20 protein-coding genes are annotated in these 16,362 nt (G+C 68.0%); 16 read left to right on the top strand and 4 right to left on the bottom strand.

Features of this window, described 5'->3' with window-relative positions; translation table 11 throughout:
* The first annotated feature begins 378 nt into the window (after window positions 1-378).
* A complete protein-coding gene (locus tag MMSR116_RS15960; protein ID WP_010682112.1) occupies window positions 379-1,869 on the top strand; it encodes a DUF3987 domain-containing protein in 1,491 nt (496 codons plus the stop codon).
* Window positions 1,870-2,233: 364 nt separating this feature from the next.
* Window positions 2,234-2,557, top strand: coding sequence for an ArsR/SmtB family transcription factor (locus MMSR116_RS15955; RefSeq protein WP_010682113.1), 324 nt, complete (start codon window positions 2,234-2,236; stop codon window positions 2,555-2,557).
* Window positions 2,558-2,562: 5 nt separating this feature from the next.
* Here MMSR116_RS15955 and MMSR116_RS15950 read toward each other — a convergent pair whose 3' ends face one another.
* Window positions 2,563-3,879 carry an ATP-binding protein gene (locus tag MMSR116_RS15950; protein WP_010682114.1) on the bottom strand — a complete coding sequence of 439 codons (1,317 nt, stop codon included), beginning with the start codon at window positions 3,877-3,879 and terminating at the stop codon, window positions 2,563-2,565.
* Entirely contained in the window at window positions 3,876-4,538 is a 663-nt protein-coding gene (locus MMSR116_RS15945; protein WP_010682115.1) for a response regulator, read from the bottom strand. Before MMSR116_RS15945 ends, MMSR116_RS15950 begins: the two co-directional genes overlap by 4 nt.
* A gap of 98 nt (window positions 4,539-4,636) precedes the next feature.
* On the opposite strand from MMSR116_RS15945, the gene dsbD reads away from it, so the two are divergent.
* The 10 genes from dsbD to MMSR116_RS15895 all read left to right on the top strand — a co-directional run bounded on the left by dsbD (window position 4,637) and on the right by MMSR116_RS15895 (window position 12,358).
* The gene (dsbD, locus tag MMSR116_RS15940) at window positions 4,637-6,406 is read left to right on the top strand and encodes a protein-disulfide reductase DsbD (protein ID WP_010682116.1); all 1,770 of its coding nucleotides are present in this window, start codon (window positions 4,637-4,639) and stop codon (window positions 6,404-6,406) included.
* Between the two features lie 35 nt (window positions 6,407-6,441).
* The gene (locus MMSR116_RS15935; RefSeq protein ID WP_010682117.1) at window positions 6,442-7,059 is read left to right on the top strand and encodes a DsbA family protein; all 618 of its coding nucleotides are present in this window, start codon (window positions 6,442-6,444) and stop codon (window positions 7,057-7,059) included.
* A complete protein-coding gene (locus MMSR116_RS15930) occupies window positions 7,059-7,901 on the top strand; it encodes a L,D-transpeptidase (RefSeq protein ID WP_010682118.1) in 843 nt (280 codons plus the stop codon). Before MMSR116_RS15935 ends, MMSR116_RS15930 begins: the two co-directional genes overlap by 1 nt.
* The gene (locus tag MMSR116_RS15925; protein WP_039892200.1) at window positions 7,885-8,352 is read left to right on the top strand and encodes a DsrE family protein; all 468 of its coding nucleotides are present in this window, start codon (window positions 7,885-7,887) and stop codon (window positions 8,350-8,352) included. The genes MMSR116_RS15930 and MMSR116_RS15925 overlap by 17 nt, the downstream gene beginning before the upstream one ends.
* A gap of 227 nt (window positions 8,353-8,579) precedes the next feature.
* A complete protein-coding gene (locus tag MMSR116_RS15920) occupies window positions 8,580-9,005 on the top strand; it encodes a YeeE/YedE family protein (protein WP_010682120.1) in 426 nt (141 codons plus the stop codon).
* A 3-nt stretch (window positions 9,006-9,008) separates the two neighbouring features.
* A complete protein-coding gene (locus MMSR116_RS15915; RefSeq protein ID WP_010682121.1) occupies window positions 9,009-9,458 on the top strand; it encodes a DUF6691 family protein in 450 nt (149 codons plus the stop codon).
* Window positions 9,455-10,264, top strand: a complete 810-nt coding sequence (locus MMSR116_RS15910; RefSeq protein ID WP_010682122.1) for a sulfite exporter TauE/SafE family protein — start codon at window positions 9,455-9,457, stop codon at window positions 10,262-10,264. The genes MMSR116_RS15915 and MMSR116_RS15910 overlap by 4 nt, the downstream gene beginning before the upstream one ends.
* Window positions 10,265-10,284: 20 nt before the next feature.
* Window positions 10,285-11,196 carry an MBL fold metallo-hydrolase gene (locus tag MMSR116_RS15905; RefSeq protein ID WP_158168886.1) on the top strand — a complete coding sequence of 304 codons (912 nt, stop codon included), beginning with the start codon at window positions 10,285-10,287 and terminating at the stop codon, window positions 11,194-11,196.
* Between the two features lie 11 nt (window positions 11,197-11,207).
* The gene (locus MMSR116_RS15900) at window positions 11,208-11,594 is read left to right on the top strand and encodes a rhodanese-like domain-containing protein (RefSeq protein WP_010682124.1); all 387 of its coding nucleotides are present in this window, start codon (window positions 11,208-11,210) and stop codon (window positions 11,592-11,594) included.
* 59 nt (window positions 11,595-11,653) lie between these two features.
* Window positions 11,654-12,358, top strand: a complete 705-nt coding sequence (locus MMSR116_RS15895) for a sigma-70 family RNA polymerase sigma factor (RefSeq protein ID WP_010682125.1) — start codon at window positions 11,654-11,656, stop codon at window positions 12,356-12,358.
* Window positions 12,359-12,437: 79 nt separating this feature from the next.
* On the opposite strand, the gene MMSR116_RS31910 is transcribed toward MMSR116_RS15895, so the two are convergent.
* The gene (locus tag MMSR116_RS31910) at window positions 12,438-12,752 is read right to left on the bottom strand and encodes a Crp/Fnr family transcriptional regulator (protein WP_244625471.1); all 315 of its coding nucleotides are present in this window, start codon (window positions 12,750-12,752) and stop codon (window positions 12,438-12,440) included.
* Window positions 12,753-13,298: 546 nt separating this feature from the next.
* Here MMSR116_RS31910 and MMSR116_RS15885 point away from each other — a divergent pair.
* Genes MMSR116_RS15885 through MMSR116_RS15870 form a run of 4 tightly spaced genes read left to right on the top strand, consistent with a single transcriptional unit; the run spans window position 13,299 to window position 15,856 of the window.
* Window positions 13,299-14,099 carry a pentapeptide repeat-containing protein gene (locus MMSR116_RS15885; protein ID WP_158168884.1) on the top strand — a complete coding sequence of 267 codons (801 nt, stop codon included), beginning with the start codon at window positions 13,299-13,301 and terminating at the stop codon, window positions 14,097-14,099.
* Between the two features lie 44 nt (window positions 14,100-14,143).
* Window positions 14,144-14,533, top strand: a complete 390-nt coding sequence (locus MMSR116_RS15880; RefSeq protein WP_010682128.1) for a thioredoxin family protein — start codon at window positions 14,144-14,146, stop codon at window positions 14,531-14,533.
* A 7-nt stretch (window positions 14,534-14,540) separates the two neighbouring features.
* A complete protein-coding gene (locus MMSR116_RS15875; protein ID WP_010682129.1) occupies window positions 14,541-15,260 on the top strand; it encodes a cytochrome c biogenesis CcdA family protein in 720 nt (239 codons plus the stop codon).
* Between the two features lie 32 nt (window positions 15,261-15,292).
* Window positions 15,293-15,856 carry a hypothetical protein gene (locus MMSR116_RS15870; protein ID WP_010682130.1) on the top strand — a complete coding sequence of 188 codons (564 nt, stop codon included), beginning with the start codon at window positions 15,293-15,295 and terminating at the stop codon, window positions 15,854-15,856.
* A 28-nt stretch (window positions 15,857-15,884) separates the two neighbouring features.
* Here the strand turns inward: MMSR116_RS15870 and MMSR116_RS15865 are convergent, their stop codons facing one another.
* Window positions 15,885-16,346: a DsrE family protein gene (locus tag MMSR116_RS15865; protein ID WP_039892203.1), complete on the bottom strand. Its 462-nt coding sequence runs from the start codon at window positions 16,344-16,346 to the stop codon at window positions 15,885-15,887.
* Window positions 16,347-16,362: the final 16 nt, after the last annotated feature.

The following is a 16,362-nucleotide window of genomic DNA, read 5'->3' as shown; positions in this document are numbered from 1 at the left end:
CACGCCTTACTCCGCCACCATTTAGCGATATTAGATTAGCGGTGTGCGCATTGCAATGATGCAAAACATTGATTTATAAAGAAAAAATGCTTCTTGACTTGCAACGGCCGGCGGTGGCCAGCGACTAGCGAGCTCCCAGGCGCTCGCAATGAATGTTGCGGTCGGAGATGGGGCAAAGATTAGGCGCTGAAGTGACGCGCGGTTCCACGAAACGTTAACCCTATCTTAAAGGAGGACTTGCCGATATCGGGGGGCGTGTATAGTATAACCTCCCGGATGTTAACCTTGTGCTCGCTTATTTGTTGACCGGGCTCTTTGGCATGCCTTCTTGATGTGCGTCACCGCGACGTTGCCGCGAGCGCAATTCAGGAGGCTACATTGTCGATAGAGCAGGTTGGGGCTGGGGCGACCGCGGAAGATGGCGGCAGGTCCCCATCGTCGGATAGCCTGCCCCTACTGCCCGAATCGCAGGCGGCAGCGGCTTATCCGGTGCACGCCCTGGGTACCCATTTAAGCGCTGCCGCTTCCGCGATAGCGGACATTGTCCAGGTCCCGATTGCAGTTGCGGCACAATCAGTCTTAGCTGCGGCGGCGCTGATAATTCAAGATCTTGCAGACGTTCTATTGCCTATCGGCCCTAATGGCATGGCCAAGCCGCTAAGCTTATTTTTTGTGACATTGGCAGAGAGCGGCGACAGGAAGTCGGCTACTGATGCTTTTGCTTGTATGGCAATAAAAGAACATGAAGAGAAAGCCCTAAAAAATTATAAAAACTTTCTTGAGATTTGGGAGCGCGACCGTGAATCTCGGAAGATAGAAAAAAATTTGATTAGAACCAACAGGAATATTGATGCAGCCACCCGCACCGAAATGCTGCGCGCTCTGGGTCCTGAGCCTGCGAGGCCTATCGAACCAGTACTTATTCCCAATGACCTAACATTCGAGGGGCTCGTAAACGCGTGGAACAAACTGCCGCGGTCGATTGGTCTGTTTACTACAGAAGGAGGTCAGTTTATCGGCGGCTACGGCATGAAGGGAGATAGTAGGATTAACACTGCGGCCGGGCTCAGTTTATTTTGGGATGGCGGGACATATAAGCGAATTCGAGCATCTGACGGTCTTCATGTTTTGAGAGAACGCCGACTGTCGCTTCATTTAATGGTTCAACCGCAGATTTCAGCTAAATTTCTGAATGACGAGGTTCTTATCAAACAAGGTTTTCTCTCGCGCATTCTGATCGCCGCTCCGGAAAGTATTGTCGGCTCGCGCTTGCATAAAGTTGCTCAAGAAAATAGCGCTCAATCCCTGTCAGCCTACACTGACCGTTTGTCGGGCCTTCTTGGTCAGGTGACGACGATAAATGTTCGTCCCGATGTCGATGCGGGCCGTCGCAAACTAGCAATGACGCAAGAAGCTGAAGGTCTATGGGTAGAGCTTAGTGATTGGGTCGAAATTCAATCAACTCGAAATGGGCAGTTTTCCGATGTCAAAGATGTTGCGGCGAAGGCCGCCGAGCAGGCTGCGCGTATAGCTGGAGTGCTGACATTAGTAAACGACCACAACGCCTCTCACATTGCGGAGCAAGAGATGATTGCTGCGAGTGAGCTGGTTCTATGGTACATTTACGAGGCTCGACGTCTTCGTGATACACATCCCGTCAAGCCGGTCCTGACTCAAGCTAAAGCGCTTCTCGATTGGCTAGCCTCGCGGCCGGGGTCGGAGGCCGAGTTCGTCGAAATTCTGCAGCTTGGGCCGGCAAGGACCCGGACGAAAAGAGAGGCAGAGGCTGCCCTAGCTCAACTGGTTGAGCATCATCTCGTTAGGGAGACTGCTCAGCGCCCGCGAACCTTTCGGGTCGTCGCGAGCTGATAGCCCATTCTTGCTAGGCTGCTATTGTTGCTAGACAGCGAAGGTTTCTAGCAACAATAGCAGCCTAGCAGCCTAGCAGCCTAGCAGCCTAGCAGCCTTTCTGAGATTGGCCGTAAGCGGAATGGCTGCTTCCAAGTGGGGCCTGGAAAGCGGACGGCCTTCTCAACCCAGCTACGCCAAAAGGTGCTGGTCAGCTTCGGTGATGATGGGCGCCTTCCGCGCGGGTGGCACGCTCCATTGAAACGAGAGTTTCTGGCCCGAACCGGTGACCTTGCCGGTATGCACCGTTATGGCCAGACGGAATAGACACACTATATTAGGATCAGCTAAATAAGCGGGGACCACTGATTCAGGAGCGCCGCCGATGGACGCCGTCACGCCGAGCGAACTGATGCGGCTCCAGGACAAGGCCGGCGACGCGGCGCGCCTGCTCCGGCTGCTCGCCAACGAGAAGCGCCTGCTCATCCTGTGCCTACTGGTCGCCCGTGGCGAGATGGACGTGACGAGCCTCGCCGAGGCTGTCGAGCTCAGTCAGTCGGCCCTCTCGCAGCACCTCGCAAAGCTGCGTGAGGACGGGTTGGTCGCGTACCGCCGCGAGAGCCAGACGCTCCATTACCGGCTTGAGGATCCCCGCGCCGCCCGCGTGCTGGCGACGCTCAAGGACATCTTCTGCCCGGAACTCGGCTGACGGCATCAGACACGGAGGATCTCAGCCTCAAGCCCCGGGCGATCCGGCCGGTTGCGCAGCCGCAGGCTCAGTCCGCTCCGGCGGGACGCCATCTCGGCGATGGCGAGGCCGAGTCCACTTCCCGTCGCGCTCTTATGGCGCCCGCGGAAGAAGCGCGTCGTGACGTGGGGCAGTTCCTCTGCAGGAATCCCCGGCCCCTCGTCGCGCACCAGGATACCGTCGCCACCGGCTCGCGCGGTCCACTCCACCGTGCCGGCCTCCATGTGCTGCACGGCGTTCTCGTGCAGGTTGCGGACCGCCAGACGCAGGCTCTCGGCATCGGCCCGCAGGGTGTAGCCGCGAAGCGCCGGGTCGATCACCGTGCGGACTTCGGGCGGCACCCGCATCCCGTCGACGGTCTCGGCCACTAGCGCGCCCACATCGACCTCCGCCAGGGACGGCATCTCCCCGGCCGCGTCGAGCTTGGCGGCATCCAGCAGTTGCCGGACGAGGCGGGTGGTACGGTCCACGGCCGCCAGGATCTGGCCGAGCGCCGCCCTCGCCACGTCCGGATCGGTGGTGGCCATGGCGACCTGGGCCTGGGTCTTCAGCCCTGCCAGCGGCGTGCGCAGCTCGTGCGCGGCGAAGGCGGTCACCTCCCGCTCGTGTCGGCGCGCCGCCTCGACCTTGTGGAACAGCCCATTCAAGGCGTCGGCCAGCGGCCGGACCTCGGCAGGCGCCCGGCCGGCGTCGATGGCGCTCATGTCGTCGGCGTCGCGGCCCGCGAGGTCGCGGGCCATCCGGCGCAGGGGGCGCAGGCCCCGCCCGAGGCTCGCCCAGATCAGCATCCCGAGGAACGGCACGACGAGGAGCGCGGGGGTGACGAGGCCCATGATGAGATCGGTGACGAGGCGCTCGCGCAGGCCCAGGCGGTCGCCGACCATGACGCGCACGCCCTTCCCGGCGTCCTCGACGGTGAACACCCGCCACGTCTCGCCGTCGACCTCGCGCTCGGAGAAGCCGGCCGGCGCGTCGGATAGGCGCCGCTCCGGGGCCCCGCTCGACCGCGCGACCATGCGCCCGTCGAGCGACCAGATCTGGCAGGACAGTTGCCGCTCGTAGGACATCGGAACAGGGATGGTGGAGCGTGTTCCATCGGGAGTCGAAGCGCCGACCGTTCCCACGAGGGAGCCGACCATGCGCGCGGCCTCCTGCAGTCGGGTGTCGAGCACCTGCTCCACCTCGCGCTTCGAGCCGAGATAGATCCAGGCGACCGCGCTGAGCCAGATCAGCCCGGTCGCGAGGATCAGGATCGCGAAGAGCCTGACGCGCAGGGATGTCATGCCGGCGCCCTCATCCGGTAGCCGACGCCGCGCACGGTCTCGATGGCGTGCTTGCCGATCTTGGCCCGCAGGTTGTGCACGTGGACCTCGACGGCGTTGCTCTCGACCTCCTCCTGCCAGCCGTAGAGGCGCTCTTCCAACTCGGCCTTGGAGCGGAGAACGTCCGGGCGTTCCATCAGCGCCGCCAGCACCATGACCTCCCGCCTGGACAGGCCGACCGAAACGCCGTCGACCGTAACGGCGAGGCTGCCGGGATCGAGCCGGATGCCGCCGTGCTCCAGGAGGGCGGCGGCCCGCCCCGAGGCCCGGCGGACCACCGCGCGGATGCGGGCCGAGAGTTCGTCGAGGTCGAAAGGCTTGCCGAGATAGTCGTCCGCGCCGCCGTCGAGCCCGGCGATCCGGTCGGCCACCGCGTCGAGCGCCGTGAGAAGGACGACGGGCGTCCGGTCCTTCCGGCGGCGCAGGCCGCGCAGCACGTCGAGGCCGGAGCCGTCGGGGAGCATCAGGTCGAGCACGATGGCCGAGAACGCGCTCGTGGCCAGCGCCGCGTCGGCGTCGGCGCAGGTCCCGACGCAATCGACCGTCGCCCCGCCGAGGCCGAGCCCCGCCCTGAGCCCGTCCGAGAGGATGGGATCGTCCTCAACGACGAGGATGCGCATGCGTGTCTCCCCCTGACCGTCCCGCATCCTGCGGGCCTGGCTTAAGCCTGGCTTAAGCTGCGTTTCGGACCCGCGGCGGGCCGATACGGACCCCGCCCATGCCGAACGTGTTCGCCCACCTCATCCTCGCCGCCCTGGTCTGGGCCAGCGCCTCGCCCTGGTCACCGGGATGGTCGCAGGACGTCACCCCGCGGCAGTCGTCCTTCACCCTGGTCGCGACCCGCGACGCGAACCTCTCACTGCACCTGCGCTGGGCCATCGCGCCGGGTACCTACCTTTACCGCGATAGGATCCGCGCCGAAGCCGGTGCCGGCGCGGAGCTTCCCGTCAGCACGCCGCCTGCGCAGACCAAGGACGACCCGAACTTCGGGCCGACCGAGGTCTACCACGACTCCGTGGAGGCCATCGTGCCCGGTGCGGCGCTGGCCAGCCTGCGTGAGGTCCGGGTGAGCTACCAGGGCTGCGCCGAGAGGGGCATCTGCTATCCGCCGGTCACGAAGCGGCTGGACCTCGCCGCCCTGACCAGCGCCGGAGCGTCCCAAGGCGGCGAAGCCACCCCGGAAGGCGAAACGGCCGCCGCGCCTACCCGCCGGGACGTCTTCCCCGCCGGACCGCCCGCCCTCCTCGTCGGCAACCTCGTCGGCGTCCTGGCGGGCATGTTCGGGCTCGGCCTCCTGCTGGCGTTCACCCCCTGCGTCCTGCCAATGGTGCCGATCCTGTCGGGCATGATCGTCCGCTCGGGCCAAGGCCTTACGCCGGGGCGGGGCCTCGCGCTGTCCGGAAGCTACGTCCTCGCCATGGCGGCGGCCTATGCCAGCCTCGGCGTCGCGGCGGCGTGGCTCGGTCGCAACCTGCAGGTTGCGCTCCAGACCCCGCTCGCCCTCGGCCTGATGACCACCGCGTTCGTCGTGCTCGCCCTGTCGATGTTCGGCCTATTCGACCTGCAGGCGCCGCGCTGGTGGCGGGCCCGCTTCGGCGCCCCGGCGGCGCAGGGGGGATCGGTCGCCGGCGCCGCGTTCCTCGGCTTCAGCTCGGCCCTCGTCGTCGGGCCCTGCGTGACTCCGCCGCTCGCCGCCGCCCTGCTCTACGTCGCCCAGACGGGGGATGTCCTGCGCGGGGCGCTGGCCCTCTTCGCCCTCGGCCTCGGGATGGGCGCGCCGCTGGTGCTGGTCGGCGCGTTCGGTGCCGGCATCCTGCCCCGATCCGGCCCTTGGCTGGTACGGGCGAAACAGGCCTTCGGCTTCGTCTTCCTCGCTCTCGCGGCCTCGCTCGTGACCCGCCTGCTGCCGGACGGGCTGTCGCTTCTTCTCTGGGCGGTATTGGCCATCGGCCTCGGGCTGGCGCTCGCGGCGATCACCGCGAACGGCCGCCCGTCACGCGCCGGTCGCGCGGCGGGCTTGGTGGCCGTCACCTATGGGGGGCTCCTCCTGCTGGGCGCCGCCACGGGCGCGAGCGACCCGCTGCGCCCCCTCGCCGGCCTTGGCCACTCGCAACCGGACCATGTCGCCGGAAGCCGCACAGTGTCGACGCTTCCCGCCTTCGAGGCGGCCCTCCTGAAGGCCAGAGCAGAGGGCAAGCCGGTACTGGTCGAGTTCGCCGCTGACTGGTGCACCGTCTGCCGGACGAACGAGCGGACGGCCCTGGCGGATGCCGACATCCGAGAGCGGCTTAAGGCCGTCTCGGTCATCCGGGCCGACGTCACCCGCGACGACGACGACACCCGCGCCCTGATGCGTCGCTTTGATGTGGTCGGACCGCCGACCCTCATCCTGATGCATCCCGATGGCGGCGAGGTCCGGGGGGCCCGCGCCGAGGGCGAGCTCACGGTCGAGGACCTGAAACGCCGTCTCACCCTCGTCGGCGCCTGAGCCATCCCCCTTTCGACATATCCAAGGAGACCGTCGTGGACCGCAGGACCCTGCTCGCCCTTCTGCCCGCCGCAGCCCTCGCGCGGCTGGCCGTCGGCACCGCCCGTGCCGAGGGCATCGACGCCAACGCCATCCTCAACGACCCGGAGACGCCGGTCTCGGGCAACCCGAAGGGTGACCTGACCATCGTCGCCTTCCTCGATTACAACTGCCCCTTCTGCAAGAAGGCCGAGCCGGACCTGCTCCGGCTGGTGAAGGCGGACGGCCGCATCCGCCTCGTCCACAAGGACTGGCCGATCCTCGGCGACGCCTCCGTCTACGGCGCCCAGCTCGCCCTCGCGGCGAAGTACCAGGGCCGATACGACGACGTACATCGCACGCTGATGGGCATCCCCGGCCGCAAGATTACGAAGGAGCGGATGCTTGAGGCGGTGTCCGCCTCGGGCGTCGACATGGCCCGGCTGGAGTCGGACCGGGCGTCCCACCAGGGCGAGATCGCGGCCCTGCTCCAGCGCAACCTCGACCAAGCGGACGCCCTCGGCCTACAGGGCACGCCGGTCTTCCTGATCGGCCCGCTGAAGGTCGCTGCCGCCCTCGATTACGACGGCTTCAAGCAGGCGGTGGCACAGGCGCGCGCCAAGGGCCGCTCGTGATGCGGCCGGTCTTGCGCTTCCCGGCGATCCTGGCGCTCGCCGCAGCGCTCGGGGCCTGTTCGGCATCGATGGGCGCCCCCGGGCCGGTCGCCGAGGCGGGACCGCGCCTTCCGGTGGACGCCGTCCGCCGCTACGCGGCCATCAACGACGAGCCATTCCCGGTCGATGCGGTCGATCCGCGCGACCTGAAGGCCCGCAACGTCCGCCAGGTCGTCGATTATCCGACCCGGCAGCCGCCTGGTACCCTGGTGGTCGATCCCTACCGGCGCTTCCTCTACCTTGTCATGGAGGGCGGCAAGGCGATGCGCTACGGGGTCGGGGTGGGCAAGGCCGGCTTCGAGTTCACCGGAGAGGCGACGGTCGCGCGAAAGGCGTCGTGGCCGCGCTGGACGCCGACCCCCGACATGCTTCGGCGTGACCCTGAGCGGAACGGGCGCTGGGCCGGGGGCATGCCCGGAGGCGCACGCAATCCCCTCGGGGCCCGCGCGCTCTACCTGTTCAAGGACGGCAAGGACACGCTCTACCGCATCCACGGCACCACCGAGCCCTGGAGCATCGGCGAGGCGGTGTCCTCCGGATGCATCCGCATGCTGAACCAGGACGTCATCGACCTGCACCGCCGCGTGCCCACCGGCACGAAGGTCGTCGTGCTCGGGTCGCAGGGCACCGCACACGCCGTGCGGCCGGCAGCGCCGGAGACCACCGGTAGCCTCGGCGACGACGCCGGGCCGGTCCGGGGAGACGGGTTGGACCATGCCCGCCTCGACGACCTATCCCGCGGCGCCTCGGCGGCGCCCGAACCCCTGACGGACGACGGAGCGGCGGATGACGACGGTCTTTAGGAGCCTGATGCTGGCGGTCCTTCTCGCGACCATGGGCATCGGGACGGTCCGCGCCGGTTCGGAGGCGCCGGCCGGCTACTACGCCGACCAGAAGGTGGTGTACCACAACGGCGGGGGCGGCCCGGACGGAGCGGCCTACTTCAAGCGCCTGCTCGGCAACCTGCGCAACCACGTCGAGGCCGTGGGCAAGGCGCATGTCGAGATCCGCGTGGTGAGCCTCGGCGACGGGGTCGCTTTGTTCCAGTTGGCGGCGAACGACAAGGACCTCGCCGGCCGCATCGACGCCCTCAAGGAGATGGGCGTTCGGTTCCTGGTCTGCGCCAACACCCTGCGCGAGCGGAAGATCGACCGCGGGACCCTGTACGGCGTCGGCGAGGACGACCTCGTGCCGAGCGGCGTCGCCGAATTGGCGCGCCTGCAGGGCATGGGGTTCGCGTACGTCCATCCCTGATCTCTTTGGACGGTAGTCGTCGAGCCCCCCGCCGGCATCCCGTCGGCGGGGGGCGCCCGTGCGCCACCGCACCCTCCCATCGCACCCCAAGCCAGACCGTGAGTTTCCCGCTTGCCTATCTATTAGATGTTGCTAATTAAGCTACATCTAATGTTTGACCTGGCAGGGGACGGCGTCCCCCGCGGCCAGCCGGACCTGGACCGGACCAACGCCTGGGAGCGACCACCATGGATGACTTCACGCCTTTCAGCGCCCTCGCCGGCGGTGCCATGATCGGCACCTCCGCGGCCCTGTTCCTGCTCCTCAACGGACGCATCGCCGGCATCAGCGGCATCCTCGGCGGACTGCTCGCCCCACCCTCGCGCGAGACCGGATGGCGGGCCGCCTTCGTGGCGGGGCTCGTCGTGGCGCCGCTCGCCTATGCCGGCCTGGGGGGCAGCGCGCCGCCGGTGACGGTCGGGGCGTCGTTCCCGATCCTGGTCCTCGCGGGCCTGCTGGTCGGGTTTGGGGCGCGCCTCGGCGCCGGCTGCACCAGCGGCCACGGCGTCTGCGGCATCGGCCGCGGCTCGCCCCGCTCGCTGGCCGCGACCGGCACCTTCATGGCCGTCGCCGTCCTGACCGTCCTCGTCATGCGCCATCTCGTCGGAGCCTGAGCCATGGCCAAGACCGCTTCCGCCTTCGCCGTCGGCCTCCTGTTCGGCCTCGGCCTCCTCGTCTCGGGCATGGCCGACCCGGCCAAGGTCCTGGCCTTCCTCGACGTGACCGGACGCTGGGACCCGAGCCTCGCCCTCGTCATGGCGGGCGCCGTCGCGGTCTCGGCCGCCGGCTACCGCCTGGCACGGCGGCGCGGCCGGCCGGTGCTCGCGCCAACGCTCGACGTCCCGGCCCGGCGCGACCTCGACAGACGCCTGATCGCCGGTGCCGCGATCTTCGGCCTCGGCTGGGGGCTGGCCGGCCTGTGCCCCGGGCCTGCCCTCACCATCCTGACGGTGGCCCCGGCCGAGGCCGCGACCTTCGTGGCGGCGATGGTAGCCGGCATGCTGCTGTTCCGCCTGGTGCCGACGGCGCGCCTGAAGCCGACTGCCGTGCTGGGAGCCGACGCATGATGCCCGGTCCCCTCACATCCGGCCTCGCCGCCGGCTCGGGCGGGGTCGTAGGCGTGATCCTCGGCCTCGTCGGTGGGGGTGGCTCGATCCTCGCGGTCCCGCTCCTGACCTACGTGGTCGGCGTGTCCTCGCCCCACGTTGCCATCGGCACGAGCGCCCTGGCGGTCTCGGTCAGCGCGGCGGGCAACCTCGTCCCGCAATGGCGGGCCGGGAACGTGAAGTGGCGCTGCGCGGCGGCGTTCTCGCTCGCCGGGGTCCTCGGCGCGCTCGTCGGCTCGGCGGCCGCCAAGGCGGTCGACGGAAAGAGCCTGCTCGCCCTGTTCGGGGTCGTCATGCTCGTGGTCGGCGGCCTGATGCTGCGCAAGCGGCGCGGCGAGGGCGACCCGGACGTGCGCCTGACCAAGGCCAGTGCTCCGGTGCTCCTGCCGTGGCTCCTCGGCATCGGCCTCGCGGTCGGCCTGTTCTCCGGCTTCTTCGGCATCGGCGGGGGATTCCTGATCGTGCCGGGCCTGATGCTGGCGACAGCGATGCCGTTGCCCATGGCCATCGGCACCTCGCTGGTCGCGGTCAGCGCCTTCGGGGCGGCGACCGCGGCGAGCTACGCCGCCTCCGGCCTGATCGACTGGCCGCTCGCCGGCCTGTTCATCTTAGGCGGCGTGCTCGGGGGCTTCGTCGGATCAAGGCTCGGCCAGCGCCTAGCCGGGCGCAAGCGCGCCCTGACCGTCACCTTCGCCGGCCTCGTCATCCTGGTCGGCCTGTACGTCATCGCCCAAGGGGCCCTGCCGCTCCTCGGTAAGAACGCTTGATCCCGGAAAGGAGGAGATCCATGTCGAACCAGACCGTCGGAGCCCTGCGCGGGCATCCCATCGTGACCGGTTTCCACGACGAACCGACCGGCAGCATCCAGTACGTCGTCGCGGACCCCAGGACGCAGCGCTGCGCGATCATCGACCCGGTCCTCGACTTCGACCCGAAGTCCGGCGCGACCGCGACCCGGTCCGCCGACGCCCTGCTCGCCCATATCGAGCGGGAAGGCTACGTCCTGGAGTGGATCCTCGACACGCATCCGCACGCCGACCACTTTTCGGCGGCCGGCTACCTGCACGACAAGACCGGTGTCCCGACCGCCATCGGCGAGAAGGTCGTCGACGTGCAGCGGCTCTGGAAGGGGCTGTACAACCTGCCGGAGACGTTCCGCACGGACGGTTCGCAGTGGTCCCGGCTCTTCGCCGACGGCGAGCGCTTCCGGGTCGGCGACCTCGACGTCGAGGTCATGTTCACGCCGGGCCACACCATGGCCTCCATCGCCTACCGGATCGGCGACGCCGCCTTCATCCACGACACCCTGTTCATGCCCGACAGCGGCTCGGCGCGGGCGGACTTCCCGGGCGGCAACGCGCACGCGTTGTGGCGCAGCATCCAGCGCATCATGGCCCTGCCGGACGATACGCGGCTGTTCACCGGGCACGACTACCGCCCGTGCGGCCGGGCGGCGGCCTGGGAAAGCACGGTCGCCCGGCAGCGGGCGGAGAACCCGCACCTCGTCGAGACCCCGACCGAGGAGGCGTTCGTGGCGATGCGCGAGGCCCGCGACCGCGAACTGCCGATGCCGAAGCTCATCCTGTACTCCCTGCAGGTGAACATCCGCGGCGGGCGCCTGCCCGAGCCCGAGGCGAACGGCCGCCGCTACCTGAAGATCCCGCTGGACGCCCTCGACGGCGCGGCGTGGGGCGAATGACGGAGGTCACCATGGCAAAGATCAGCGCGAAGGACTTGGTGGCGCAGGCCAACCGGGAGGTGGAGACTTTGTTGGCCGAGGAGGCGCTGGCGCGTCTCGGCCAGCCGGACACGGTGCTCGTCGACGTGCGCGAGGGGGAGGAGTTAGCCAAGACCGGCAGGATCGCCGGCGCCGTCCACGTCCCCCGCGGCTTCCTGGAGTTCCAGGCCGACCCCGCGAGCCCAACCCACCGGACCGAGCTCGGCGGGAACAAGCGCCTCGTGCTCTACTGCGGCTCCGGCAACCGCTCGGCCCTGGCCGCCAAGTCGCTCAACGACATGGGCCTAGGACCGGTCGCCCACGTCGCGGGCGGCTTCCCTGCGCTGGCGAAGGCCGGAGCGACCGTCGAGCCCGCCTGAAGGCGTCAGGCGGCGCCCGTCGCCGGGCGTGGCGCGCCGTCCATTGGAGACCACGATCCGTGACCGAGACATCGCCCGTCGCCGAGCCGAAGGCCGCGCCGGTTGATGGCGGCTGCCGCAAGGCGGCCATCGCTTCCCACCTCACCGGGCCCCTGCGGGACTATTTCGCCCTCGCGGAACAGGCCCCGATGCCGCCGAGGCTCTCGGTCCTGGTCGACCGCATCGAGGCCGCCGTCGCGGCATCGGGCCACAGGCTCGTCGACAGCTTCCGCGACGACCTCATCCGCGGCCTGCCGATGCTGCGGACCTTCGCCGTATCGCTGTGCGGAAACGAGGCGCGGGCGGACGACCTCGTACAGGAGACGCTGGTCCGGGCATGGGCGAACCGGACGCGGTTCACGCCCGGCAGCAACTTCATCGCCTGGACCTTCACCATCCTGCGCAACCAGTTCTACAGCGAGATCCGCAAGGCCAAGCGGGAGGTCGAGGACGGCGATGGGGCGCACGCGGCCACGCTGCAGGCGCTCCCGAACCAGGAGCATACAGTCACCCTCGGCTCGGTGATGAACCTGATCGGGACCTTGCCGGCGGCCCAGCGCCAGGCCCTCCTCCTCGTGGGGGCGGAGGGCTTCACCTACGAGGAGGCGGCGGCCCGCCTCGGATGCCAGGTCGGCACCGTGAAAAGCCGGGTGAGCCGGGCGCGTAATCTCCTCGTCGAGACCCTGGCGCGCGATGCGACGGCTGTCGGCATCGCGGGAGCGTAGAGCGAAACCACGGCGGCTCGGCCGCACGGTCGAAAAGCGCGATCCGCGTCGGCCTCCGTGCTGGCGCCACTCGCCGTTGTCACTTACGACCGGTGGCTTCCAGGCCGGCGCGGTCGACGATCTCGACCGCGCCACGCCGGACCTCGATGAGGCCCGCCTCGGCCCATTGCCCCAGGATGCGGCTCACCACTTCACGCACACTGCCGACGTCGTCCGCGAGCTTCTGATGGGTAACGGCGGCGACACCCCGAGGATCGGCCTCGGCCAGGAGCCTTTGGGCGAGGCGTTGCTTCAACGGCGCGAACGCGACCTCGTCGATCAGCGTGAACAGGCCGGACATCAGCCGCGTGTAGTCGTCCATGACGAAGCTGCGGAAGGCGGCGCTCTCGCCCATCAGATGTTGGAACGCGCCCACCCGGCAACGCTGCGAGTTCGGTCCGCTCCTCGGCGATGCTCTGCGCCGGGAATGTGCCACCGGAAAGCAGGCACTGCGTGGTCAGGGCACAGGTGCCGCCGGGGCCGACCTTGTAGATCAGCACCTCGCGCCCGCCCTCCGACATGCGGAAGATGCGCGTGCGCCCCTCCAGGCACATCAGGTAGTTGGCGCACTCGCCATCCAGTTCGTAGGCGATGGCCCCCGCATCCAGCACCGGGAAGTGCACCGTCCCCCGGGCGAGCTGGAGGTGTGCCGGGCTGAGGGCTTGGAGCAGCGGAAACCGCTCGATCCAACGTTCGACCTTCTGGGCATCCATCATGGCGGCGTAGTCCCCCCGGCCATGACGACGGGCTGATCGTCCGGCTCGCGTTGCGTTTTTCTCCCGCCGCTCTGGACTTGTGTGACCGGGGTCACCGACCGGGTGCAGCGGCTCGGCATAGCATCGCGACACAACGAACACGATAAGGGCACCTGCCATGCGCGGTGCCCACCGGGAGTGAACTGATGCGCCGCCTCGCCCTGAGCTTCATACTCGCCGTACTCGCCGCCGGCCCCGCCGCCGCCGAACAGGACCTCCTGCTCGGGGCCGACATGTCCTCGCCCGCCATGACCAAGGCCGAGATGAGCCGCGCCGACGTCGCGGCGCTGGTCAAGGCCGCGGACGGCAAGCCGGTCGACCTGCACGACAAGTCCCTGTCCGGCCTCGACCTCTCCGGGCTGAACCTCCGGGGCGCAAACCTGCGGACCGCCCGCCTCAACAAGGCCAACCTGCGCGGCGCCGACCTCAGCGGCGCGAACCTCGAACAGGCGTGGTTCATCAAGGCGAACTTGTCGGGCGCCAAGCTGGCGGACGCGAAGATGTTCGGCATCACCGCCCGCGATGCCAACCTCAGCGGCGCCGATCTCAGTCGCGCCATGCCCATCGGCGACTTCAAGGGCGCCAATATGAGCGGCGCCACGCTGGTCGACCTCAAGGGCGGCGCCGATATCAAGAACCAGTCCATGGGCTTGATGCGGGCGGTGTTCGTGTCTGTGAACCTCTCCGGCGCGAACCTGAAGGGAGCCAATCTCGGCCGGTCGCGGCTCGAATACGCCAACCTCACGGATGCCGACCTCACCGACGTGGTTCTGATGGGATCGGACCTGTCCGGGGCCAATCTGACCGGCGCAATTGTTACGGGCGCAGACTTCAAGAACGTCGACGTTAGCGGTGCCCGGCTCATCGACCTCAAGGGTCAGTCCGAGGCCAAGGACTGGGCCGAGCGTGTGAACGTCGACCGCGCCGTCACCCAGGCATCCAATTGAGCCGCCCGTTCGCCTCGACCCATCAACAAGGAGACAGACAGCCCATGACCACCCGTCGGTTCCTGCTCGGCGCCCTGGCCGCCGCTCCCCTGCTGTTCGGTACCGCCACGAATGCCGCCGAGGCGGTCTTCACCCCTGATGCATTCGAGGCGGCCCAGAAGGCAGGCAAGCCGATCCTCGTCCATGTCACTGCGCCGTGGTGCACCGTCTGCGCGGCCCAGAAGCCGATCCTGGCAAAGCTGGAAGCACAGCCCCGGTTCAAGGATCTCCAGGTATTCGATGTCGACTTCGACAGCCGCAAGGATGTGTTGAAGCGGTTCGGCGTGACGACACAGAGCACCCTGATCACCTTCAAGGATGAGAAGGAGACGGGACGCTCAGTCGGCGACACCCAACCAGAGTGGATCGAGGGCGCCGTCGAGAAGGCTTTGTAGGCCGGCCATGGCCACGACGTTCGGCCTCGCGTTCCTCGCCGGCATCCTCTCGGTGCTGTCCCCATGCGTATTGCCCTTACTGCCGCTGGTTCTGGGGGCGGCGGCATCGGAACACAGGCTCGGTCCTGCAGCCCTGGCTGCCGGCCTCGCGCTGTCCTTCGTGGCCATTGGGCTGTTCGTGGCGACCGTAGGGTTCGCCCTCGGCCTCGACGCCGATGTCTTCCGCACCGTCGCGGCCATCATGCTGGTCCTGATCGGGCTCGTCCTGATGGTTCCGGCCGCCCAGATCCGGCTCGCCGTCGCCGCCGGCCCGGTGAGCAACTGGACCGAGAGCCGGTTCGGTGGCTTCTCGACCGCCGGGCTCCTGGGACAGTTTGGGGTCGGGCTGCTACTCGGGGCGGTCTGGAGCCCCTGCGTGGGGCCGACCCTCGGGGCCGCGTCCCTCCTCGCATCGCAGGGGCGAGACCTGAGTACGGTGGCGGCAACGATGCTTCTGTTCGGCATCGGCGCCGCTCTTCCGCTCCTGCTCCTCGGCACGCTGTCCCGCGAGGTACTGATGCGCTGGCGCGACCGGATGATGGGGCTCGGCAAGGGGCTGAAGGTCGCCCTGGGCGCCATCCTCGCGGCTACCGGCCTGATGATCGCCACGGGCTACGACAAGACTGCGGAGACCGTCCTTGTCAACGCCTCGCCGGCTTGGCTCACCAACCTGACGACCCGCCTGTGACCTCGATGGTATCCGCCTCCAGAGCCCGCCCCATGCGACCCTACTTTCTTCGGACCTGCCTGCTCTACGCTGCCATCCTCCTCGGGATTGCAGGTCCGGCACATGCTTGGGAAATGGTCGGCACGAAGCAGCTTGAGCTACGCACCCGCGACGGGACATCCATCCCAATCGGCACCGTGACGTTCACCCCGGGGCCGGACGCCACGCGGTTCGCCGTCACCCTCGACCGGGCGAAGTTCAAGGACTTCTTTCTGTCGATGCGCGAGTTCAAATGTGTCGAGGGGCCCGAGGTGCAGTGCCACGTCCCCTATCCCTACGCGAACCCGGGAACGGTCCGTCTGGGCGATTTCACGTGGCTGGAGCACGCCCTGCTTTTCCTCTACAAGGCGCCGGCCGACTACGGAGCCAAGTTAAGCAACGGCCTCTATTACGCTCTTCAGAAAACGGAGGACGGGCTGGTTGGAAGGCCGATGGCGGTGGACCTCAACGACATCGCGGCTCCGCCCCAGGATCCCTCCGTGCCCCCGTTCGATCAGGCTGCCCGTGCGGACATTGTTCCAGGCGCCCGCTGGATCGAGGCGCTCGTCATTCGCTGAGACGAACTCGTCAACCCACCGGACTCAGTTAAACGCGCAGGTAGCTCCATCCTGCTTCCTGAAGGGTCACGAGACGGACCGCCCCCGCTGGAACGATGCCGACGTGGGGCAGCAGTTCCAAAGGGTGTCCCTCGGCCTTCTCCATAGCCTTGATTGTGTTGCCGCAGGCCGAGAGGACGATCCCGGGCACGCTCTCGCTGATGGAATGGATCCTCGCCGTCACGGGCGATGTGTCGGCCCGCAGCATGTGCAGGCCTGGGCCATAGGCGACGATCTCGACTTCCAGTTCCTCGGCCTGTTCGCTGTATTCGCGCGCGAGGTTGACCGCATTGTTGAGGGCAAGATCGAACACGCCGCTCTCGCGCGAACTGACCTGCATCGCGACCCGGTGGGTCTTCGGGCCGGTTGCCGGAGCCGCCGTGGCCCTGCTCGCCCCGAGTCCGGCCAGCAGCGCGGCCAAACCGGAGACGCCCCTGCGCGACAGCATCATCTCGTCCCCTCCGTTG

The sequence above is a fragment of the Methylobacterium mesophilicum SR1.6/6 genome (assembly GCF_000364445.2).
In the GTDB taxonomy this organism is placed as follows: domain Bacteria; phylum Pseudomonadota; class Alphaproteobacteria; order Rhizobiales; family Beijerinckiaceae; genus Methylobacterium; species Methylobacterium mesophilicum_A.
The sequence above is the reverse complement of the archived record's forward strand: the minus strand, read 5'-3'. Positions and strand labels throughout refer to the sequence as shown.